The 19418-nt window shown below is 40.4% G+C and carries 15 protein-coding genes, 15 tRNA genes and 3 rRNA genes; 2 read left to right on the forward strand and 31 right to left on the reverse strand.

Features of this window, described 5'->3' with window-relative positions; translation table 11 throughout:
- Nucleotides 1–500: 500 nt before the first annotated feature.
- The 25 genes from MHH45_RS13740 to MHH45_RS13860 form a co-directional block, all read right to left on the reverse strand.
- A complete protein-coding gene (locus tag MHH45_RS13740; protein WP_088093829.1) occupies nt 501–1346 on the reverse strand; it encodes a hypothetical protein in 846 nt (281 codons plus the stop codon).
- A gap of 14 nt (nt 1347–1360) precedes the next feature.
- On the reverse strand, nt 1361–1684 hold the full coding sequence (locus MHH45_RS13745; RefSeq protein ID WP_088093828.1) for a hypothetical protein: 324 nt from the start codon (nt 1682–1684) through the stop codon (nt 1361–1363).
- Between the two features lie 142 nt (nt 1685–1826).
- Nucleotides 1827–2525, reverse strand: a complete 699-nt coding sequence (locus tag MHH45_RS13750) for a DNA repair protein Rad50 (protein ID WP_088093827.1) — start codon at nt 2523–2525, stop codon at nt 1827–1829.
- A gap of 12 nt (nt 2526–2537) precedes the next feature.
- Nucleotides 2538–2807 carry a helix-turn-helix domain-containing protein gene (locus MHH45_RS13755; protein ID WP_088093826.1) on the reverse strand — a complete coding sequence of 90 codons (270 nt, stop codon included), beginning with the start codon at nt 2805–2807 and terminating at the stop codon, nt 2538–2540.
- A 545-nt stretch (nt 2808–3352) separates the two neighbouring features.
- Complete coding sequence (locus tag MHH45_RS13760) at nt 3353–3892, reverse strand: hypothetical protein (protein ID WP_088093825.1); 540 nt, start codon at nt 3890–3892, stop codon at nt 3353–3355.
- Between the two features lie 61 nt (nt 3893–3953).
- Nucleotides 3954–4727, reverse strand: a complete 774-nt coding sequence (locus MHH45_RS13765; protein ID WP_088093824.1) for a hypothetical protein — start codon at nt 4725–4727, stop codon at nt 3954–3956.
- A 795-nt stretch (nt 4728–5522) separates the two neighbouring features.
- The gene (locus tag MHH45_RS13770; protein ID WP_088093823.1) at nt 5523–6515 is read right to left on the reverse strand and encodes a tyrosine-type recombinase/integrase; all 993 of its coding nucleotides are present in this window, start codon (nt 6513–6515) and stop codon (nt 5523–5525) included.
- Between the two features lie 177 nt (nt 6516–6692).
- Nucleotides 6693–6774, reverse strand: a tRNA-Leu gene (locus tag MHH45_RS13775).
- A 10-nt stretch (nt 6775–6784) separates the two neighbouring features.
- Nucleotides 6785–6855 (reverse strand) — tRNA-Cys (locus tag MHH45_RS13780).
- A gap of 14 nt (nt 6856–6869) precedes the next feature.
- Nucleotides 6870–6944: transfer RNA gene (locus MHH45_RS13785), tRNA-Gly, on the reverse strand.
- Nucleotides 6945–6949: 5 nt separating this feature from the next.
- Nucleotides 6950–7024: transfer RNA gene (locus MHH45_RS13790), tRNA-Gln, on the reverse strand.
- Nucleotides 7025–7089: 65 nt separating this feature from the next.
- Nucleotides 7090–7165: transfer RNA gene (locus MHH45_RS13795), tRNA-His, on the reverse strand.
- Between the two features lie 12 nt (nt 7166–7177).
- Nucleotides 7178–7251 (reverse strand) — tRNA-Trp (locus tag MHH45_RS13800).
- A gap of 14 nt (nt 7252–7265) precedes the next feature.
- Nucleotides 7266–7349 (reverse strand) — tRNA-Tyr (locus MHH45_RS13805).
- A gap of 10 nt (nt 7350–7359) precedes the next feature.
- Nucleotides 7360–7435: transfer RNA gene (locus MHH45_RS13810), tRNA-Thr, on the reverse strand.
- Nucleotides 7436–7449: 14 nt separating this feature from the next.
- Nucleotides 7450–7525 (reverse strand) — tRNA-Phe (locus MHH45_RS13815).
- Nucleotides 7526–7534: 9 nt separating this feature from the next.
- Nucleotides 7535–7610, reverse strand: a tRNA-Asp gene (locus tag MHH45_RS13820).
- A 3-nt stretch (nt 7611–7613) separates the two neighbouring features.
- A tRNA-Met gene (locus MHH45_RS13825) sits at nt 7614–7690 on the reverse strand.
- Nucleotides 7691–7714: 24 nt separating this feature from the next.
- Nucleotides 7715–7790, reverse strand: a tRNA-Val gene (locus tag MHH45_RS13830).
- 5 nt (nt 7791–7795) lie between these two features.
- A tRNA-Glu gene (locus MHH45_RS13835) sits at nt 7796–7870 on the reverse strand.
- 10 nt (nt 7871–7880) lie between these two features.
- Nucleotides 7881–7972, reverse strand: a tRNA-Ser gene (locus MHH45_RS13840).
- Between the two features lie 5 nt (nt 7973–7977).
- Nucleotides 7978–8052: transfer RNA gene (locus MHH45_RS13845), tRNA-Asn, on the reverse strand.
- Nucleotides 8053–8061: 9 nt separating this feature from the next.
- Nucleotides 8062–8177: ribosomal RNA gene (rrf, locus tag MHH45_RS13850) — 5S ribosomal RNA — on the reverse strand.
- 101 nt (nt 8178–8278) lie between these two features.
- Nucleotides 8279–11200: ribosomal RNA gene (locus tag MHH45_RS13855) — 23S ribosomal RNA — on the reverse strand.
- 145 nt (nt 11201–11345) lie between these two features.
- Nucleotides 11346–12897, reverse strand: a 16S ribosomal RNA gene (locus MHH45_RS13860).
- Together the 16S, 23S and 5S rRNA genes with 15 tRNA genes alongside form the textbook arrangement of a ribosomal RNA operon.
- Before the next feature lie 341 nt (nt 12898–13238).
- On the opposite strand from MHH45_RS13860, the gene MHH45_RS13865 reads away from it, so the two are divergent.
- Entirely contained in the window at nt 13239–13595 is a 357-nt protein-coding gene (locus MHH45_RS13865; RefSeq protein WP_016113001.1) for a YgzB family protein, read from the forward strand.
- Nucleotides 13596–13658: 63 nt separating this feature from the next.
- On the opposite strand, the gene perR is transcribed toward MHH45_RS13865, so the two are convergent.
- The 6 genes from perR to MHH45_RS13895 form a co-directional block, all read right to left on the reverse strand.
- Entirely contained in the window at nt 13659–14087 is a 429-nt protein-coding gene (gene perR / locus MHH45_RS13870; RefSeq protein ID WP_170927936.1) for a peroxide-responsive transcriptional repressor PerR, read from the reverse strand.
- Between the two features lie 319 nt (nt 14088–14406).
- A complete protein-coding gene (gene bcp / locus MHH45_RS13875; RefSeq protein WP_016112999.1) occupies nt 14407–14862 on the reverse strand; it encodes a thioredoxin-dependent thiol peroxidase in 456 nt (151 codons plus the stop codon).
- A 45-nt stretch (nt 14863–14907) separates the two neighbouring features.
- Nucleotides 14908–15312 carry a potassium channel family protein gene (locus MHH45_RS13880; RefSeq protein ID WP_016112998.1) on the reverse strand — a complete coding sequence of 135 codons (405 nt, stop codon included), beginning with the start codon at nt 15310–15312 and terminating at the stop codon, nt 14908–14910.
- 76 nt (nt 15313–15388) lie between these two features.
- Nucleotides 15389–16174 carry an ABC transporter permease gene (locus tag MHH45_RS13885; protein WP_016112997.1) on the reverse strand — a complete coding sequence of 262 codons (786 nt, stop codon included), beginning with the start codon at nt 16172–16174 and terminating at the stop codon, nt 15389–15391.
- A 4-nt stretch (nt 16175–16178) separates the two neighbouring features.
- Nucleotides 16179–16970 (reverse strand): ABC transporter permease, encoded by a 792-nt coding sequence (locus MHH45_RS13890; RefSeq protein ID WP_016112996.1) that lies wholly within the window; start codon nt 16968–16970, stop codon nt 16179–16181.
- Nucleotides 16963–17976, reverse strand: a complete 1014-nt coding sequence (locus tag MHH45_RS13895; protein WP_016112995.1) for an ABC transporter ATP-binding protein — start codon at nt 17974–17976, stop codon at nt 16963–16965. The genes MHH45_RS13890 and MHH45_RS13895 overlap by 8 nt, the downstream gene beginning before the upstream one ends.
- Nucleotides 17977–18103: 127 nt before the next feature.
- Here MHH45_RS13895 and hemL point away from each other — a divergent pair, with 127 nt between their 5' ends.
- Nucleotides 18104–19399: a glutamate-1-semialdehyde-2,1-aminomutase gene (hemL, locus tag MHH45_RS13900; RefSeq protein ID WP_016112994.1), complete on the forward strand. Its 1296-nt coding sequence runs from the start codon at nt 18104–18106 to the stop codon at nt 19397–19399.
- Nucleotides 19400–19418 lie beyond the last annotated feature (19 nt).

Consider the following 19418-nt stretch of genomic DNA (forward strand, 5'->3'; position numbering starts at 1 on the left):
TAAATATATTTATTCTTTAAAAACACTCAAATACCTGTCTTTTTCTTATTGAATTAACCTGCCCGTTAGTAAAAATGAGTATCAACATTCACCTTTAACATCACCAAATAAACAAGGGCGGTGGAAATTTCCATACTCCTAATATAGTTAATTAATGTTATAGCGGTATATTCCGCCCTAACGGGCGTGACTGCGGATACGGCTTCCGCCTTCACCTTGTCTACTATTTGATAGTTTCCTTAGCTAATATTTCTAGTACTACTATGAATAGTGCCGCTATAACAGGGAAAGGGGCGTTAGTCCCTTTCCCTGTTATGCGGTATGTTTTTTGTTTTTATTTTGGTTAAGTACAGTAAGTTAAAATTAATGTGAAAGACTAAGAGATAATCACACTAGTAAAAAGCACCTCAATCCCTTGTGGCAGTAAGGTTCAACCTCTATTTAACATGGTGTACAAAAGGCATAGTATATCATTAAAAAGGTGCACGAAACGCATAGTATTATTTCTTACTCTTCACAATAAAATCAGCAATTAACATTTCATGTACTTGTAAGCTGTGTTCCCTTTCACTTATTCTTCGCATTAATAACAGATTAGCCTTGAAGTGATATTCTTTGTCACCTTTTCTAACTTGTGCGAATGCGTATAGTGTCCCGTATTTCTCATGTTCAAAGGTAACTCGTCTGATTTTTTGTAATACTTTGTTGGTATCAGCTACACCAATAATTGTAGATATTTGTTTCAAGTTAAGCGTGTCAATCTTTTCTAGCTGTCTTTCATTTGGATTGCTAGCAAGAATATTGTGTCCATATGTTACATAAGGCAATAAAAAATAGACCGTTGAGAGGTCTTTTGCTTTAACTTTTGCGTCACGTAATGCACGTATGCTTTTTATGATTAGCTTAATATTATCTTTCACCTGACTGCGTGGCACTTTTCCTCTAAAATGGTAGATAGGGTTCATGCAGTAAACTTTATCTTCATTTAGACATAGCACGCCCTTTTCAGTTAATTTACTGATAACATCTTTTGTTTTACGTGCCTTTAAATTCAAAATCCCTTGAAAGTCTTTAACCTTAGTAAACGGTGTTTTAGTTGTTCCTAAAGTGCCGTCATATCGTAAATACGACTGAATTATGAGTAGATAGCCTAATGTCGTATCGTCCATACTTTCAATTAACTTTGTAATTTCTTTCATGTTAGTATTGGTAAAGCTGTCACCTTCAGATTTGAAACTTTTTTTATCATGTTCACGCTGTTCTCTCTTCAATGCGTCTAAATTTGCTAACTCACGTAAGCGTGAATTTGTAGTAGCTACGTGGAAAGCTTCACTTAAAATTGTCATTCTAAAATTCCCCCTTAGTTGTAAACAATGTCGTGTAGTACGAGATAGCAAACATTCATATATGGTTCATACAGTTGCATTAATCCTAAATCACATAATTCTTCTGCTACTTCAATTAACTTTTCTAACGTGTCAACAAATGCAGAGTACTTCCCTTCTTCTAGTGTTACTTCCTCTGTAAATACAGAAATAAAGTTAATTTGCTTTGCGAAAGATTTCAGGTCTTCAAATGAATAAAAACGCCCTTCAGTCTGTTCCTTGTGCAGAATTTCAATAAGCAAGGTCACGTGTGTGTCGCCAATATCGAAACGATTTTTTAAAGATGTTAGATTTTTCATGAATAGTCCTCCTTGTATAAAATGTTTTGCTAAATAGGTAGTACCAAAGTCACAGACGTTTAGGACACAAATGTATGTGATTAATAAAAAAAGACAGCCCTCGCAAATGGCTGCCTTCATTGTGTTACGTATAGAATTATTTTTAATCGTTACCTTCTTCACTCGGATTTCTACGATTTACGGCACCTAAAGAAGCCGCAGTTGTTTCAGAATGTTGTAACATTGTAGTAGGTAGGGTGTTAAATGGAACTTTAGGACTTTCTAATACTCTACCATACCCTAGAAATTCATTTGTGTGCTTACCTACCATTTTATAAGCATGGTCACGTTTCTGTGCTTCAGCCAAAATAGGGGTAGCCCTTTCAATTGCTTCTGCATGTTGTACCTTCATTTCTTTATTTACAGCCGCAATAGCTGTCAACATATCATACAGTGTTTGCTGAATATCCTGTGTCATATTGTAAGCTGCATGCATAGCCAACTTATCTTTGCCTTCAGATTCTTTTAATAATGGAAAGTATTTTGCTTTCACGTCTGCAATTTGCTTTTCAGTTTCTTCTAATACAGTGTTAATTGTAGATAATTCCATAACTAGTACAGCATAATCCTTCTTAGCTTCAATAAGTTGTCTAGCGGTTGCCTTCTCTTCTTGCTGTTTTAACAAGTTTTCAGTCATTAGCGTTTGGTACTTTGTTTTTTCATCTAACAATTCCGCACGCTGTTCTTCCAACTTCTTTACTTCAACTTCATATGCCTTTAAAACTTTTTCAGTTTCCTTGTACAGTTTCATACCCTTTACTGCCGCTTCTACACCAGCCGCATCAACTTTTAACAATGTCATTAATGTTCCTCCTTAAATTTTGTACCCACGTACTTTTTTTATATCAACCGCCCGTTTGAATAACTCGATTTCCTCATTAGAAATTCGTAGGCGTCTAAACCCGTCCTTCAATTTACTTTGCAAATTAACCGTAATGTCCATATATCCCGATTCTAGATGTGCAATACATGTCTGATGGACACCGCAAATATCCCCAAATTCTGATTGAGTCTTGTTTCTAGACAACCGTGCTAATTTAATTATTTCTCGTGTAATTTCATGGTTGTATGTACCACGTTTCAATGCTTACGCCCCCTTGTACTATTGATTTAATAACCGTATGCAAAAGAAAAAGAGGACGGTAATAACCGCCCCCTAACTAAAAGGAGAAATACAATACTTCTTTAAACATAACAGCCATGGAAGGAGAAAGTACCAAGCTGAAGTAATCCAGTACCTTATTCCTCCCTTCATTTATATAGGTATGAAACACCCTCCAATTACAGGCTGCAATTAATAATTTATTAAATAAAATTACCGCACCTCATAAACAATAGGGGTTTCTATGTCCCCTTCTGTCAGGCGTATTTAACCATATCAGTGGTCTTTTCAGGTTCTAAGTTTATTCCATTAACTGCGTGCTACTTTTCTTATTCAAAAAGTATTTTGTTGCTTTATAAGTCACTGGAATACCAATCATTAAAGATAACACACACAATGCAAAAACTTTCGTTATGTAGTAAGCCGCCTGAATAGATAAGGAAACGCATAATCCTGTTAATATCTCGTTACGCTATTCCCCCGTTTAAATACGTTCTTTTAATTCCTTCTCATTCATCATCAACACCTCATTTTGAAGCAGCATGAGGAAAATTATTTTTAACATAGTTTTTAATACATGACTCCGAACAAAAGAAAGGAAAACTTTTAGAACGAATGTTGATATAAGTTGAACTCAACGAATAATAATAGCCGCCATCTTTACTACTAATCTTTTCGTCGCATTCTACACATCGGAACGACCAGTTCCTTTTTAAGTTCTTCCTGAACTCCGATTTATGAATGCTACTCATGCAATCGTCATACGCTTCTTGATTATGAAATTGTTGAGTTTGTATATTAACCTCTTTAATAATATCCGAACCAAATTCCGCCATGTTAAATAATCCCTTAGCCAATTCCTTTAACTTTTCAGAGGGCATTGCATAGCCTAATCCATCTCGTAAGCATACTCCATTTATTTCAGGTATAAAAGTAAAGTCATATTGTTTCATCATAAATACTTTTGTTTCACACTTTTCCATGTTACCGTTCTTTCCTTTTACAAGATAACGGTTTGTATCTGATAGCAGGTCGACATTTACGTCCATCGGCTTTTTGTTATTCATGATAAATTTTTCTCCCTTGCAAATCTTTTAGCTTCTCATTAATGACTGTATTATGCTTCTACTAATTTTCGTAAATAAGTTGAGTACTTCCATTCCCCAGTTTTACCAGTTTAAAGAATCCTTGGTTTTCAGCCTTTCTAACTGCGGACTGTATTTGAAATTCTGTCGTTTCAGGGTGTTTTCCTATAATTTTTTTTATAATTTCATCTTCTGTATATATACCTTTATACGCATAAGTCATAAGCATTACTAATATCCCTAAATCAGTAAGAGAAAAACCATACTTATAGTAATTATTCATTAATTCGGTTGGTATAGGCGTACTTCCTCCTTTATCTAACTCACCTTGTCCAACCAACTCTTTCCCTCGTTCTAATTGAGATAGTAAATCCTTTGAAAGCAAGTAAACATCAATTATTCCTTTTCCTAAGTCCGTAATGTAACTTTCTTTCTCATACAAACTATTTAATGCATCCTTCACTTTCTTTTTTGAAAGCCCTGTACGTTTACTAATCATGTCTACTCTTATTTTCACATTAGAATTGTTAGAAGTGTGTGCAACATAGCAAAGATACGTATACACTAGTAACTCATCTATTTCTATACGTCCTCGTTCAAAATCAATAAATGGTATAACTGGCACTGAGAATGTTTTACCTTTAGTAAAATTAAATTCTATCTTATCGCCCGATTCATCAATCATACTGTTAGTACCATGTAAAATATATTCTGTAAAGAATAGTAACAACGTTTTCTTAGCATTACTACTCATTCTTTCATCTGAAAAAATCCCCTCACTTAACTCACCAGTAATATTAATATCCTTAACTGTCACTAACTTTCTCCCCCTATAAACCATATTTACCCTTTACCATATTTACCCTTTACCATATTTACCCTTTACCATATTTACCCTTTACCATATTATACCTCCACAAAAGATAACTTTCAGTATATTCTTTCAATAAAAACCTCCTTGATTTATGCCGTCTGTCCTTCATCATGGGATGAGGGTACAGGACAACGGCTAGGGCATAGAATGACTACCTTATATCACAAAAACAAGAAAGTTAATGTGACATAAAGCAGACGTTCATTGTCACTTCTCATGGTCTATCGGGTTAAGGAATCCGTATAGTAACACCTCGTTTGAACACTAGATTTTCACCTACAACGAACTTTTAACACGTCATGCTTGTCCAACATGCTGAAAAATTTAGGAAAGGAATTGTACTGCTGACATATCCTTAATTACTCGTAACCTAATATTATCTTTCTTATTCGTTGCTACCTGTACCGTAGTACTCCAAGCAACCACCAAACTGATTATGTGCGTTCTCCACATAGACTAGACACAAGCAAACGAGGAAAGCTTCTAACGTGCCTACGAACCCATTTTCTGACGTTGGCTGGTTCTCACCTGTTCAAGTATTTATCGTGGTGTTAGGTCATTCCCACTTTCGGAAATTACCTCCATAGTTCTTAAAAAAGACAATAAGAAACTAAACCTCTTGTACACCAATTTTAAAAAATGGTATAATACAAGGGCTGAATGAAGGATTATCCGTTATTTAGTTTTACAGCTTAAATTTTAACTTCGGTCACCTATTGCAGTAGGTGGCTTTTTTCTTTATATATACCGTTTATTAAGTACCTTTAACGGCGAAAATTCTTTATGTCTTTCCCTTACGTCATTGCCAAATAGGTTAACATATGTTTTAACAATCTCCATGTTGGTGTGTCCTAATATAGCTTGTAATTCAAATATATTTGCCCCTTGCTGTACGCTTAACTTCGCAAACGTATGACGAAAGGTATGTGGACTACAACGCACATCTTTTATTTGTGCCATGTTGCCATATATAGATATTCGCTGCTGTATTCCCCTTCTAGTAAGCCGTGTACCATCAACAGTGACGAATAAAGCATTACTTTCAACATAACCTCGAATCGCAATATATTTTTTCAACTGGTTTTTCATATCCCTTTGTATAGGCACTTGTCGTTCCCGATAACTTTTGGCATTACGAATTACAAGCAAACTATCTTCCCAGCGAATATCCTTTACTGATAGCCCCACCAGTTCATTTACACGTATTCCTGTTTCAAGCATTAACATCATAATTGTGTAATCCCTAACGCCAGTAAACGTCCTTAAATTAGGCTGACGAAACAATTTATTAAGCTGTTCCTTTGAAAAAGTGGGAATGATTCGTTTTCTGTCTTTCAACAACTTAATGTTTTCCATTGGATTTCTAGGAATGTGCTTCTGTTTGTATAAGAAGTTGTAGAAAGCACGTAATGCACGTAAACGAGTGTTAATAGAAACTACCTTAATTCCCCTATAATTTTTCATGTAAAGTATTACGTTTTCTTTAACATGTTCTTCTGTCATGTTGTAAGGCTTTAGAATAGAAGCGTCTATTTCTTGTTCTGTTAATAAATTTAGAAAAGCTTGTAACTCATTTAAATAATATTTAATGGTAAACGGTCTAAGATTTCTTAATTCACAGTCCTTCACAAACAAAGTGATAGCTTCATCAAACGTTTCAACATAAGATTTACTTTGTTTTTTAATAACAGCTAATTCACTTTCATCTAAAGTGTTTTTTCTTCTAGCCAAAAGTTAACCACCTTTCTTTACCTGTGAACACGACCAATGAATACGATTTTAAAAGTGGATTTTGCAGTAAAAAACATCTCTGAAAACACAAAAAAACGCCTTCCTACAAACTGTAGAAAGACGTTTTAAACGTTGCTATTACTTAATTCTTCTGTAATTTACGATAAACATTTTAGATACCGATGGTCGGGGTCGAACCGACACTCCCGAAGGAACACGATTTTGAGTCGTGCGCGTCTGCCAATTCCGCCACATCGGCATAATAAGAAAGGCGGCAACCGGATTTGAACCGGTGGTAAAGGTTTTGCAGACCTCTGCCTTACCACTTGGCTATGCCGCCATATTAAATTAATTTGGAGCGGAAGACGGGATTCGAACCCGCGACCCCAACCTTGGCAAGGTTGTATTCTACCACTGAACTACTTCCGCAAAAATGGCTGGGCTAGCTGGATTCGAACCAGCGCATGACGGAGTCAAAGTCCGTTGCCTTACCGCTTGGCTATAGCCCACCGAAGTTTTAATTCATTATATGCAAGTATTAACTACTTTATTTACAAACGTTAAAAAATAAAAATGGGGCGACTGATGGGAATCGAACCCACGAATGCCGGAGCCACAATCCGGTGCGTTAACCACTTCGCCACAACCGCCATGTTATGTTTTGGCAGGGGTAGTAGGAATTGAACCCACACTGGAGGTTTTGGAGACCTCTGTTCTACCTTTAAACTATACCCCTATATAAAATGTAAATGGTGGAGGGGGGCAGATTCGAACTGCCGAACCCGAAGGAGCGGATTTACAGTCCGCCGCGTTTAGCCACTTCGCTACCCCTCCGAAACTTACATGGTGCCGGCTAGAGGACTTGAACCCCCAACCTACTGATTACAAGTCAGTTGCTCTACCAATTGAGCTAAGCCGGCATATTTAGTTAAAATGGTGGCTCGGGACGGAATCGAACCGCCGACACGAGGATTTTCAGTCCTCTGCTCTACCGACTGAGCTACCGAGCCAGAAATAAATGGCGGTCCCGACCGGGGTCGAACCGGCGATCTCCTGCGTGACAGGCAGGCATGTTAACCACTACACCACGGGACCATTTGGTTGCGGGGACAGGATTTGAACCTGCGACCTTCGGGTTATGAGCCCGACGAGCTACCGAACTGCTCCACCCCGCGACGATACTATTCATATGTTATATATGGTGGAGGATGACGGGATCGAACCGCCGACCCCCTGCTTGTAAGGCAGGTGCTCTCCCAGCTGAGCTAATCCTCCAAAAGTGGTGACCCGTACGGGATTCGAACCCGTGTTACCGCCGTGAAAGGGCGGTGTCTTAACCACTTGACCAACGGGCCAAAAATATTATGGCGGAGAGCAAGGGATTCGAACCCTTGATACGCTTGTGACGTATACACGATTTCCAATCGTGCTCCTTCGGCCAACTCGGACAGCTCTCCAATCATGGCTCCGCAGGTAGGAATCGAACCTACGACCGATCGGTTAACAGCCGATAGCTCTACCGCTGAGCTACTGCGGAATAATATTAGCCTGGCAACGTCCTACTCTCACAGGGGCAAGGCCCCAACTACCATCGGCGCTAGAGAGCTTAACTTCCGTGTTCGGTATGGGAACGGGTGTGACCTCTCTGCCATCATTACCAGACTACATTCACTCGAGACAAACATTATTATACTTGATTGATTAAAAAAGTCAATAAGTTTTTTATGTTCTCTCAAAACTAGATAACATTTGCTTCATATTATATGGTTAAGTCCTCGATCTATTAGTATTCGTCAGCTCCACATGTCACCATGCTTCCACCTCGAACCTATCAACCTGATCATCTTTCAGGGATCTTACTAGCTTACGCTATGGGAAATCTCATCTTGAGGGGGGCTTCATGCTTAGATGCTTTCAGCACTTATCCCTTCCGCACATAGCTACCCAGCTATGCCCTTGGCAGAACAACTGGTACACCAGCGGTGCGTCCATCCCGGTCCTCTCGTACTAAGGACAGCTCCTCTCAAATTTCCTACGCCCACGACGGATAGGGACCGAACTGTCTCACGACGTTCTGAACCCAGCTCGCGTACCGCTTTAATGGGCGAACAGCCCAACCCTTGGGACCGACTACAGCCCCAGGATGCGATGAGCCGACATCGAGGTGCCAAACCTCCCCGTCGATGTGGACTCTTGGGGGAGATAAGCCTGTTATCCCCGGGGTAGCTTTTATCCGTTGAGCGATGGCCCTTCCATGCGGAACCACCGGATCACTAAGCCCGACTTTCGTCCCTGCTCGACTTGTAGGTCTCGCAGTCAAGCTCCCTTATGCCTTTGCACTCTACGAATGATTTCCAACCATTCTGAGGGAACCTTTGGGCGCCTCCGTTACACTTTAGGAGGCGACCGCCCCAGTCAAACTGCCCACCTGACACTGTCTCCCGGGTCGATAAGACCCGTAGGTTAGAATTTCAATACAGTCAGGGCGGTATCCCACCAGCGCCTCCACCGAAGCTAGCGCTCCGGCTTCAAAGGCTCCCGCCTATCCTGTACAAACTGTACCAAAATTCAATATCAGGCTACAGTAAAGCTCCACGGGGTCTTTCCGTCCTGTCGCGGGTAACCTGCATCTTCACAGGTACTATAATTTCACCGAGTCTCTGGTTGAGACAGTGCCCAAATCGTTACACCTTTCGTGCGGGTCGGAACTTACCCGACAAGGAATTTCGCTACCTTAGGACCGTTATAGTTACGGCCGCCGTTTACTGGGGCTTCAGTTCAGAGCTTCGCTTACGCTAACCCCTCTCCTTAACCTTCCAGCACCGGGCAGGTGTCAGCCCCTATACTTCGCCTTACGGCTTCGCAGAGACCTGTGTTTTTGCTAAACAGTCGCTTGGGCCTATTCACTGCGGCTTTCCGTTAAGAAAGCACCCCTTCTCCCGAAGTTACGGGGTCATTTTGCCGAGTTCCTTAACCAGAGTTCTCTCGCACACCTTAGGATTCTCTCCTCGCCTACCTGTGTCGGTTTGCGGTACAGGCACCTTTTATCTCGCTAGAAGCTTTTCTTGGCAGCGGGGAATCAAAGACTTCGCTCCATAAGGAGCTTCCCCATCACAGCTCAGCCTTCACGATAAGCGGATTTGCCTACTTATCAGCCTAACTGCTTGGACGTGCACAACCAATCGCACGCTTCTTCTATCCTTCTGCGTCCCTCCATTGCTCAAACGATAAAGAGGTGGTACAGGAATATCAACCTGTTGTCCATCGCCTACGCCTGTCGGCCTCGGCTTAGGTCCTGACTAACCCTGAGCGGACGAGCCTTCCTCAGGAAACCTTAGGCATTCGGTGGACGGGATTCTCACCCGTCTTTCGCTACTCATACCGGCATTCTCACTTCTAAGCGCTCCACCAGTCCTTACGGTCTGACTTCACTGCCCTTAGAACGCTCCCCTACCACTGATACCATAGGTATCAATTCGCAGCTTCGGTGGTGTATTTAGCCCCGGTACATTTTCGGCGCAGAGTCACTCGACTAGTGAGCTATTACGCACTCTTTAAATGGTGGCTGCTTCTAAGCCAACATCCTAGTTGTCTAAGCAACTCCACATCCTTTTCCACTTAATACACACTTTGGGACCTTAGCTGGCGATCTGGGCTGTTTCCCTCTTGACTACGGATCTTATCACTCGCAGTCTGACTCCTAAGGATAAGTCATTGGCATTCGGAGTTTGACTGAATTCGGTAATCCGATGAGGACCCCTAGTTCAATCAGTGCTCTACCTCCAAGACTCTTACACTTAAGGCTAGCCCTAAAGCTATTTCGGGGAGAACCAGCTATCTCCAGGTTCGATTGGAATTTCTCCGCTACCCACACCTCATCCCCGCACTTTTCAACGTGCGTGGGTTCGGGCCTCCATTCAGTGTTACCTGAACTTCACCCTGGACATGGGTAGATCACCTGGTTTCGGGTCTACGACCACGTACTAAACGCCCTATTCAGACTCGCTTTCGCTACGGCTCCGCCTCTTCAGCTTAACCTCGCACGGGATCGTAACTCGCCGGTTCATTCTACAAAAGGCACGCCATCACCCATTAACGGGCTCTGACTATTTGTAGGCACACGGTTTCAGGATCTCTTTCACTCCCCTTCCGGGGTGCTTTTCACCTTTCCCTCACGGTACTGGTTCACTATCGATCACTAGGTAGTATTTAGCCTTGGGAGATGGTCCTCCCAGATTCCGACGGAATTTCACGTGTTCCGCCGTACTCAGGATACATTCAAGAGAGAACGAAGTTTCGACTACGGGGTTGTTACCCTCTGTGACGAGCCTTTCCAGGCTGCTTCGTCTACCTCGTTCCTTTGTAACTCCGTATAGAATGTCCTACAACCCCAAGAGGCAAGCCTCTTGGTTTGGGCTAGATTCCGTTTCGCTCGCCGCTACTCAGGAAATCGCATTTGCTTTCTCTTCCTCCAGGTACTTAGATGTTTCAGTTCCCTGGGTCTGTCTTCCATACCCTATGTATTCAGGTAAGGATACCATACCATTACGTATGGTGGGTTTCCCCATTCGGAAATCTTCGGATCAAAGCTTACTTACAGCTCCCCGAAGCATATCGGCGTTAGTCCCGTCCTTCATCGACTCCTAGTGTCAAGGCATCCACCGTGCGCCCTTTCTAACTTAACCAAACTAAAATTAAAAAATATGAGCTACACTGTTATCTAGTTTTCAAAGAACATACATTTATTTCTGAGAGATAGTTCTCTCAAAACTGAACAAAACGAAACACGGAAACTTATATTGATGAACAGCGTTCATCAATTCTCCATAGAAAGGAGGTGATCCAGCCGCACCTTCCGATACGGCTACCTTGTTACGACTTCACCCCAATCATCTGTCCCACCTTAGGCGGCTGGCTCCAAAAAGGTTACCCCACCGACTTCGGGTGTTACAAACTCTCGTGGTGTGACGGGCGGTGTGTACAAGGCCCGGGAACGTATTCACCGCGGCATGCTGATCCGCGATTACTAGCGATTCCAGCTTCATGTAGGCGAGTTGCAGCCTACAATCCGAACTGAGAACGGTTTTATGAGATTAGCTCCACCTCGCGGTCTTGCAGCTCTTTGTACCGTCCATTGTAGCACGTGTGTAGCCCAGGTCATAAGGGGCATGATGATTTGACGTCATCCCCACCTTCCTCCGGTTTGTCACCGGCAGTCACCTTAGAGTGCCCAACTTAATGATGGCAACTAAGATCAAGGGTTGCGCTCGTTGCGGGACTTAACCCAACATCTCACGACACGAGCTGACGACAACCATGCACCACCTGTCACTCTGCCCCCGAAGGGGAAGCCCTATCTCTAGGGTTGTCAGAGGATGTCAAGACCTGGTAAGGTTCTTCGCGTTGCTTCGAATTAAACCACATGCTCCACCGCTTGTGCGGGCCCCCGTCAATTCCTTTGAGTTTCAGCCTTGCGGCCGTACTCCCCAGGCGGAGTGCTTAATGCGTTAACTTCAGCACTAAAGGGCGGAAACCCTCTAACACTTAGCACTCATCGTTTACGGCGTGGACTACCAGGGTATCTAATCCTGTTTGCTCCCCACGCTTTCGCGCCTCAGTGTCAGTTACAGACCAGAAAGTCGCCTTCGCCACTGGTGTTCCTCCATATCTCTACGCATTTCACCGCTACACATGGAATTCCACTTTCCTCTTCTGCACTCAAGTCTCCCAGTTTCCAATGACCCTCCACGGTTGAGCCGTGGGCTTTCACATCAGACTTAAGAAACCACCTGCGCGCGCTTTACGCCCAATAATTCCGGATAACGCTTGCCACCTACGTATTACCGCGGCTGCTGGCACGTAGTTAGCCGTGGCTTTCTGGTTAGGTACCGTCAAGGTGCCAGCTTATTCAACTAGCACTTGTTCTTCCCTAACAACAGAGTTTTACGACCCGAAAGCCTTCATCACTCACGCGGCGTTGCTCCGTCAGACTTTCGTCCATTGCGGAAGATTCCCTACTGCTGCCTCCCGTAGGAGTCTGGGCCGTGTCTCAGTCCCAGTGTGGCCGATCACCCTCTCAGGTCGGCTACGCATCGTTGCCTTGGTGAGCCGTTACCTCACCAACTAGCTAATGCGACGCGGGTCCATCCATAAGTGACAGCCGAAGCCGCCTTTGAATTTCGCACCATGCGGTGCAAAATGTTATCCGGTATTAGCCCCGGTTTCCCGGAGTTATCCCAGTCTTATGGGCAGGTTACCCACGTGTTACTCACCCGTCCGCCGCTAACTTCATAAGAGCAAGCTCTTAATCCATTCGCTCGACTTGCATGTATTAGGCACGCCGCCAGCGTTCATCCTGAGCCAGGATCAAACTCTCCAATAAAGTTAGTTTGTCTAGCATCTAAAATAAAAATTGACGTTTCACGTTGTTTGTTTCGTTCAGTTTTCAAAGAACTCGTTTGCCGCTCAATGGCGACTTCCTTATGTTAACATCTTCATTTTTCGATGTCAACTAAGTTTTTCAATTTCTTTTTTCGCTTTCTGCCGTTTCGCATCAGCGACGGTTATTAATATATCATGCAGTTTATACATGGTCAATACTTTTTATAAAAAAATTTCACATCCCGTTTATTTCTTTCTTTCATCATTTTAACAAACCCCACTTCTTTTAAATCAAAAATTCGAAATTTTATGTTATATTATTCCTATAGGAGCGTGATGGGAATGGGGATTAAATATTCGAACAAAATCAATAAAATTCGAACCTTTGCATTAAGTTTAGTATTTATCGGACTCTTCATTGCATACTTAGGCGTGTTTTTTCGCGAAAATATTATTATTATGACCATTTTTATGATGGTTGGCTTTTTAGCAGTTATCGCTAGCACCGTCGTTTACTTTTGGATTGGCATGTTATCTACAAAAACCGTACAAATCATTTGCCCAAGTTGTAACAAACCTACCAAAATGCTCGGCCGAGTAGACGCATGTATGCATTGCAATCAACCCTTAACGCTTGATCGTAATTTAGAAGGAAAAGAGTTTGATGAGAGGTATAATAAAAAGAGCTATAAAGCATAAAATGGAGTTTATATAACAAAGAAAGAGGTCGACGGTTACGTCGACCTCTTTCTTTGTTATATATTACGCCTTATGACATTCTGGACATACGCCATAAATTTCTAAACGATGACTATTAATAACAAAGCCGGTTGTTTTCGCAGCTTCATCTTCAAGTTTTTCCAAACCTCCATAAGGAAAATCAACAATCTTACCACATTTTTCACAAATTACATGGTAATGCTGACTTGTAACATAATCAAATCTACTTGAAGCGTCTCCATAAGTTAATTCCTTAACAAGCCCAACTTCTTTAAATACACGTAAGTTATTATAAACCGTTGCAACGCTCATATTTGGAAACTTACCTTCTAACGCTTTATAAATTTCGTCCGCTGTTGGGTGCGTCATAGATTCCACAAGGTACTCTAAAATAGCATGACGCTGTGGAGTAATGCGTACACCCGTATTTTTCAGCATTTCTAGCGCTTCTTTTAATTCTTCTTCGACCACCGTCATGCACCCCGATTCTATACGGATTATTATTTTATAATTCTTATAAAGAGTGTACTCCTTTTCTTGTCAATCGTCAATATTTCTACTATAACTGTGAAGTTTATTTTTCATCTAACCTTATTCTTATGTATATTTGTCCCTCCTTTATACATTTACATAGAAAAAAGTGCGAAATAATCGCACTTGGAATACTATCATCTGAGGAGGTATGCCCTACCCTTTTAATGTATGAAACATCAGCACAAGTGTATAGACATATGCCTCATATTAATTACATCATAATAAATTCCCCTTCAGTTCTTGCTTATGCAGAACCTTAATCTAAATAAGAAAGGATGTCTTCGATATGCCCTTTTACTTTTACTTTACGCCATTCTTTTACTAGTTCACCATCTTTATTAATAAGAAACGTAGATCTTTCAATTCCCATGTATTCTTTTCCGAAATTCTTTTTCAGCTTCCATACATCATATAGTTCCGCCACTTTATGATCTTCATCTACTAAAAGTAAGAATGGCAAATCATGCTTTTCAATAAATTTCAAATGTCTATTCACTGGATCTGGACTTATACCAAGTATAACCGTATCTTTTTCTTGAAATAATCCGTATGCATCTCGGAAATCACACGCTTCTGTTGTACAACCTGGTGTCATATCTTTCGGATAAAAATATAGTGCTACATTTTTCCCGTGAAAGTCCGATAGCTTAACCTGCTTTCCGTTACTTCCTTCTAGTGTAAAATCCGGTGCCATCTCTCCTACTGCGACCATCTTTATCACTCCTTGTCTTTTCCTTCTACTATAACAAATGTTATCTCATTTTTCATTGTCTATCACTGTTCGAACTACGAATGCAAACGGCAGTGTATATCCAATCAACGCTTCAATAATTGCAATCCAGCGTCCGATTCCAACAGGAGTTACATCACCATATCCAACAGATAATAAAGTAACCGCACTAAAATATAAGCATACTTCTACCAGTTGGAAAGAATGGACAGTTAAACTTTCTCCGTCTTCTCTTAAGACGGCAAATCCACTTTCCTCTAATACAACATAACTTAATCCAAATGCGATAAGCACCGTTGTGTAAATTAGAAATAATGAAGTTAGGTTATACAAGGAAAAGAAACGCTTCGAATCTGAGTATGAGCTCCATAATATTTGAATACTCCTTAACACAGCAATGGCTGAAATTAATAAAATAAGTCCCCATAACATGTCCTCCACCTCATCCTATATGTATGAGGACAAAGAATAATTTATCCCACAGTAGATGAAACTTGTATATCCGTCGTTAGTTTCCCGCACCGCGGTATTTCTTCACTCCAAAATTCCAAAACGTGATTGCAATTGTAAAACAAATTACACCAACAAACGGTGTCGCAAACGCATAACTGTTCCATTCTGTCTTTCTAAGAAAATACGCCGCTGGATATACACCAACAAATGCAAATGGTAAGACAAACGTTAAAACAAACCGGATCACACGGTTATAAATATTTACAGGATATCGCCCATAATTCCCAATGTTATACATCAATGGCATAATAGAGCTTTTCGCATCTGACCAAAAGCCGATACTTGCAAGCGTCACAAATATCCCGCCATATACAAGGGCACCTCCAGCTACCATGACCAAGAAAAGAAAGAAATCGTACCAATAAAAGGATAATTGAAGCTGCACTGACGCATATCCCATTACAATAATCCCAGTAACTGCACCAATCAAAGACTCCAGTTCCATTCGCTCTAATATAATTTGGAATAAACTATGAATCGGTCTTGTTAAAACACGATCCATTTCTCCCTTAATAATGTATCGATCATTAAAATCCCATATATTAAAGAAAGCAGAAAAGATAGCAAATGGTACTAAGAAAAAGCCATAAATAAAAATCACTTCTTCTCGACTCCATCCCTTTAATGCTTGTGTATGTCCGAAAACAACAAGAATAAAAATTAAGTTAACAGCTTGGAGTAGTAAATCAGATACTAATCCAACGATAAAATCGCCGCGATACTCTAGTTTAGTTTTTATATATTGGCTTGCATATTGCAAAAACAGTTTTATATACAGCATCTCATCATCCCCCTTGTACAATTAGGCGTTTTCTCGCCGTTTTCCACATCAGCACAATTGGAACAATAAGTACGACTGCCCAAATCATTTGAAATAATAAAGCCTGATACAACTTACTTCCTTGTATTCCTTCAGAGAAAATCATACTCGGAATATAACTGATTGCTTGAAATGGCAAAAACACCATTGCTTTTTGTGCCCATAGAGGATAAAAGCTAATGGGTAGTAATAAACCTGAAAATAAATCAATAACCACACGTTTTGCATACATAATTCCACTATTATTAAATAAGAAAAAAGTAAGCATGCCTGTCATTAAATTAATTTGCGTATTAATAATAAAACTGAAAACTAACGACAGAAAAAAATATAACCACGTTTGAAAATTGGTTGTAATTTGCAATGAGAATAAAAGTGTAACAATGATCATACCGGGAATAGAAAAGAATGCAAAACGGAAGATCCCCTCTCCAAGACCTTGCATAACTTTCATTCCTAAGTAGTTATATGGACGAATTAATTCAACAGCTACACGTCCCTCTTGAATTTCCATCGCAATTTCTCTGTCAATATTATTAAAATAAAAAGCGCGAGCCATCCACGCGATGGCAATGTAGGTTGTCATTTGAGAAATCGATAAACCTTCGATATTCTCTTTCCCACTGTAAATAGCTTGCCATAAAAAATAATACGCTCCGATGTTAATCGTATAAATTAAAATTCCACTATAGTAATTTGTCCGATAAGCAAGCATCATTAAAAAACGAACACGAATCATTTCAATATACTTACCCATGAATCATACCCTCTTCATAAATATTACGGATAATTTCTTCTGTCGACACTTCATTAATTTTTAAATCTTTAATTTGAAAAGCTTGGACTACTTTGGAAATAAGCATAGAAATTATAACTTCTTCATTGGGTATTTTCGCAATCCATGTATATTCTTCTTTCCCTTGTGACCAAACTACATGATTATCCGGCATTAGCATTAATAGTTGTTGATATGAAACTGGTGCTGTAAATTGAAAATGTATTTCTTTTTCTGCTCCCCACTGCGAACGAAGCTTTTCTAATGATCCATCATACATAATGCTTCCTTCATCCAGCATAATGACGCGTTCACATAACGCTTCAATATCAGTAATATCATGTGTTGTTAATAAAATTGTTGTTTTATAACGTTCATTCATTTCCTTTAAAAACTCACGGATTTTTAATTTTACGAGAACGTCTAGCCCAATCGTTGGTTCATCTAAAAATAAAAGCGGTGGATTATGAATTAACGCTGCTGCTAATTCACAACGCATTCGTTGACCAAGCGACAATTTACGCACCGGTTTATCTAGCAATGGTCCAATATCTAGTGTTTCAATGACATGCTCCATATGTTCCTTATACTGCCTATCAGATACACCATACACTTTTTTTAATAAACGAAATGATTCTTGTACCGCAATATCCCACCAAAGCTGTGAACGCTGACCAAATACAACACCAATTGTTTTCACAAACTCTTCTCGCTGTTTATGTGGATTCATGCCATTTACTGTAATTTGACCAGACGTCGGTGTTAAAATTCCGGTTAACATTTTAATTGTCGTTGATTTACCCGCACCATTCTCACCAATATAACCAACCATTTCACCTTGATTTATAGTAAACGAAACATCATTCACTGCTGGCACTATTTTATAATTACGATTTAATAAATCGCGAAACGCACCTTTTAAACCAGAGCGGCTTGAATATGCTGTAAATTCTTTACGTAATCCTTGTACTTCAATTACCGATTTCATAATCGGGCCCCCTTCCTCGATACCACAACGAATAGTTTACCCAACTGCCCTTCCTATCACAAACAATACGTCTTTTTGAAAAACATGTTAGAATAATACATAGATTTTTGTAAGGAGATGAATTGTAGTGAATTTCACAAAATCAGAAGCATTACATAAGGAAGCGTTAGAACATATCGTTGGTGGTGTTAACAGTCCTTCTCGTTCTTTCAAAGCAGTTGGTGGCGGTTCACCTGTTGCAATGGAACGCGGAAAAGGTGCTTATTTTTGGGATGTAGATGGTAACAAATATATCGATTATTTAGCAGCATACGGTCCAATCATTACAGGACACGCTCATCCTCACGTAACAGAAGCAATTAAAACAGCAGCTGAAAATGGTGTTTTATACGGAACACCAACAGCACTAGAAGTAAAATTTGCAAAAATGTTAAAAGAAGCAATGCCTGCTTTAGATAAAGTTCGTTTCGTAAACTCTGGTACGGAATCTGTTATGACAACAATTCGTGTGGCTCGCGCTTATACAGGTCGTACAAAAATTATGAAGTTTGCTGGTTGCTACCACGGTCATTCAGACTTAGTTCTTGTAGCAGCTGGTTCAGGTCCTTCTACTCTTGGTACTCCTGATTCAGCCGGTGTACCCCAAAGTATCGCTCAAGAAGTTATTACCGTTCCATTTAATAACGTAGAGACATTAAAAGAAGCACTCGATAAATGGGGACATGAGGTAGCAGCTATTCTTGTAGAACCAATCGTTGGGAACTTCGGAATTGTCGAACCTAAACCTGGCTTCCTAGAAAAAGTAAATGAGCTTGTTCACGAAGTTGGCGCACTAGTTATTTATGATGAAGTAATCACAGCTTTCCGCTTTATGTACGGCGGTGCTCAAGACTTACTTGGTGTAACACCAGATTTAACAGCACTTGGTAAAATAATTGGCGGAGGTCTTCCAATCGGTGCATATGGTGGTAAAAAAGAAATTATGGAACAAGTTGCACCGCTCGGCCCTGCTTACCAAGCTGGTACAATGGCTGGAAACCCAGCATCTATGGCAGCTGGTATTGCTTGCTTAGAAGTACTGCAACAAAAAGGTGTATACGAAAAATTAGATGAACTTGGAGCAATGCTTGAAAAAGGAATTTTGGAACAAGCTGCAAAACATAGCATCGATATTACAGTAAACCGTCTAAAAGGTGCGTTAACTGTATACTTCACTACAGATACAATTGAAGATTATGACGCTGCTCAAAATACAGATGGAGAAATGTTCGGTAAGTTCTTCAAGCTTATGCTCAACGAAGGAATTAACTTAGCTCCATCTAAGTATGAAGCATGGTTCTTAACAACAGAACATACAAAAGAAGATATCGAATATACAATCGAAGCTGTCGGTAGAGCATTTGCTGCTTTAGCGAACGCATAAGAAAATACATACTCAAAAG

Origin of the sequence: Bacillus sp. FSL K6-0042, from assembly GCF_038006685.1 — a bacterium.
In the GTDB taxonomy this organism is placed as follows: Bacteria; Bacillota; Bacilli; order Bacillales; family Bacillaceae_G; genus Bacillus_A; species Bacillus_A pseudomycoides.

Coding starts and splice junctions, on each gene's coding strand:
- MHH45_RS13740 (WP_088093829.1), bottom strand. CDS start 1,346: ATGACAATTTTAAGTGAAGCTTTCCACGTAGCTACTACAAATTCACGC.
- MHH45_RS13745 (WP_088093828.1), bottom strand. CDS start 1,684: ATGAAAAATCTAACATCTTTAAAAAATCGTTTCGATATTGGCGACACA.
- MHH45_RS13750 (WP_088093827.1), bottom strand. CDS start 2,525: ATGACATTGTTAAAAGTTGATGCGGCTGGTGTAGAAGCGGCAGTAAAG.
- MHH45_RS13760 (WP_088093825.1), bottom strand. CDS start 3,892: ATGAATAACAAAAAGCCGATGGACGTAAATGTCGACCTGCTATCAGAT.
- MHH45_RS13865 (WP_016113001.1), top strand. CDS start 13,239: ATGGGGATTAAATATTCGAACAAAATCAATAAAATTCGAACCTTTGCA.
- bcp (WP_016112999.1), bottom strand. CDS start 14,862: ATGGTCGCAGTAGGAGAGATGGCACCGGATTTTACACTAGAAGGAAGT.
- MHH45_RS13880 (WP_016112998.1), bottom strand. CDS start 15,312: ATGTTATGGGGACTTATTTTATTAATTTCAGCCATTGCTGTGTTAAGG.
- MHH45_RS13885 (WP_016112997.1), bottom strand. CDS start 16,174: ATGCTGTATATAAAACTGTTTTTGCAATATGCAAGCCAATATATAAAA.
- MHH45_RS13890 (WP_016112996.1), bottom strand. CDS start 16,970: ATGGGTAAGTATATTGAAATGATTCGTGTTCGTTTTTTAATGATGCTT.
- MHH45_RS13895 (WP_016112995.1), bottom strand. CDS start 17,976: ATGAAATCGGTAATTGAAGTACAAGGATTACGTAAAGAATTTACAGCA.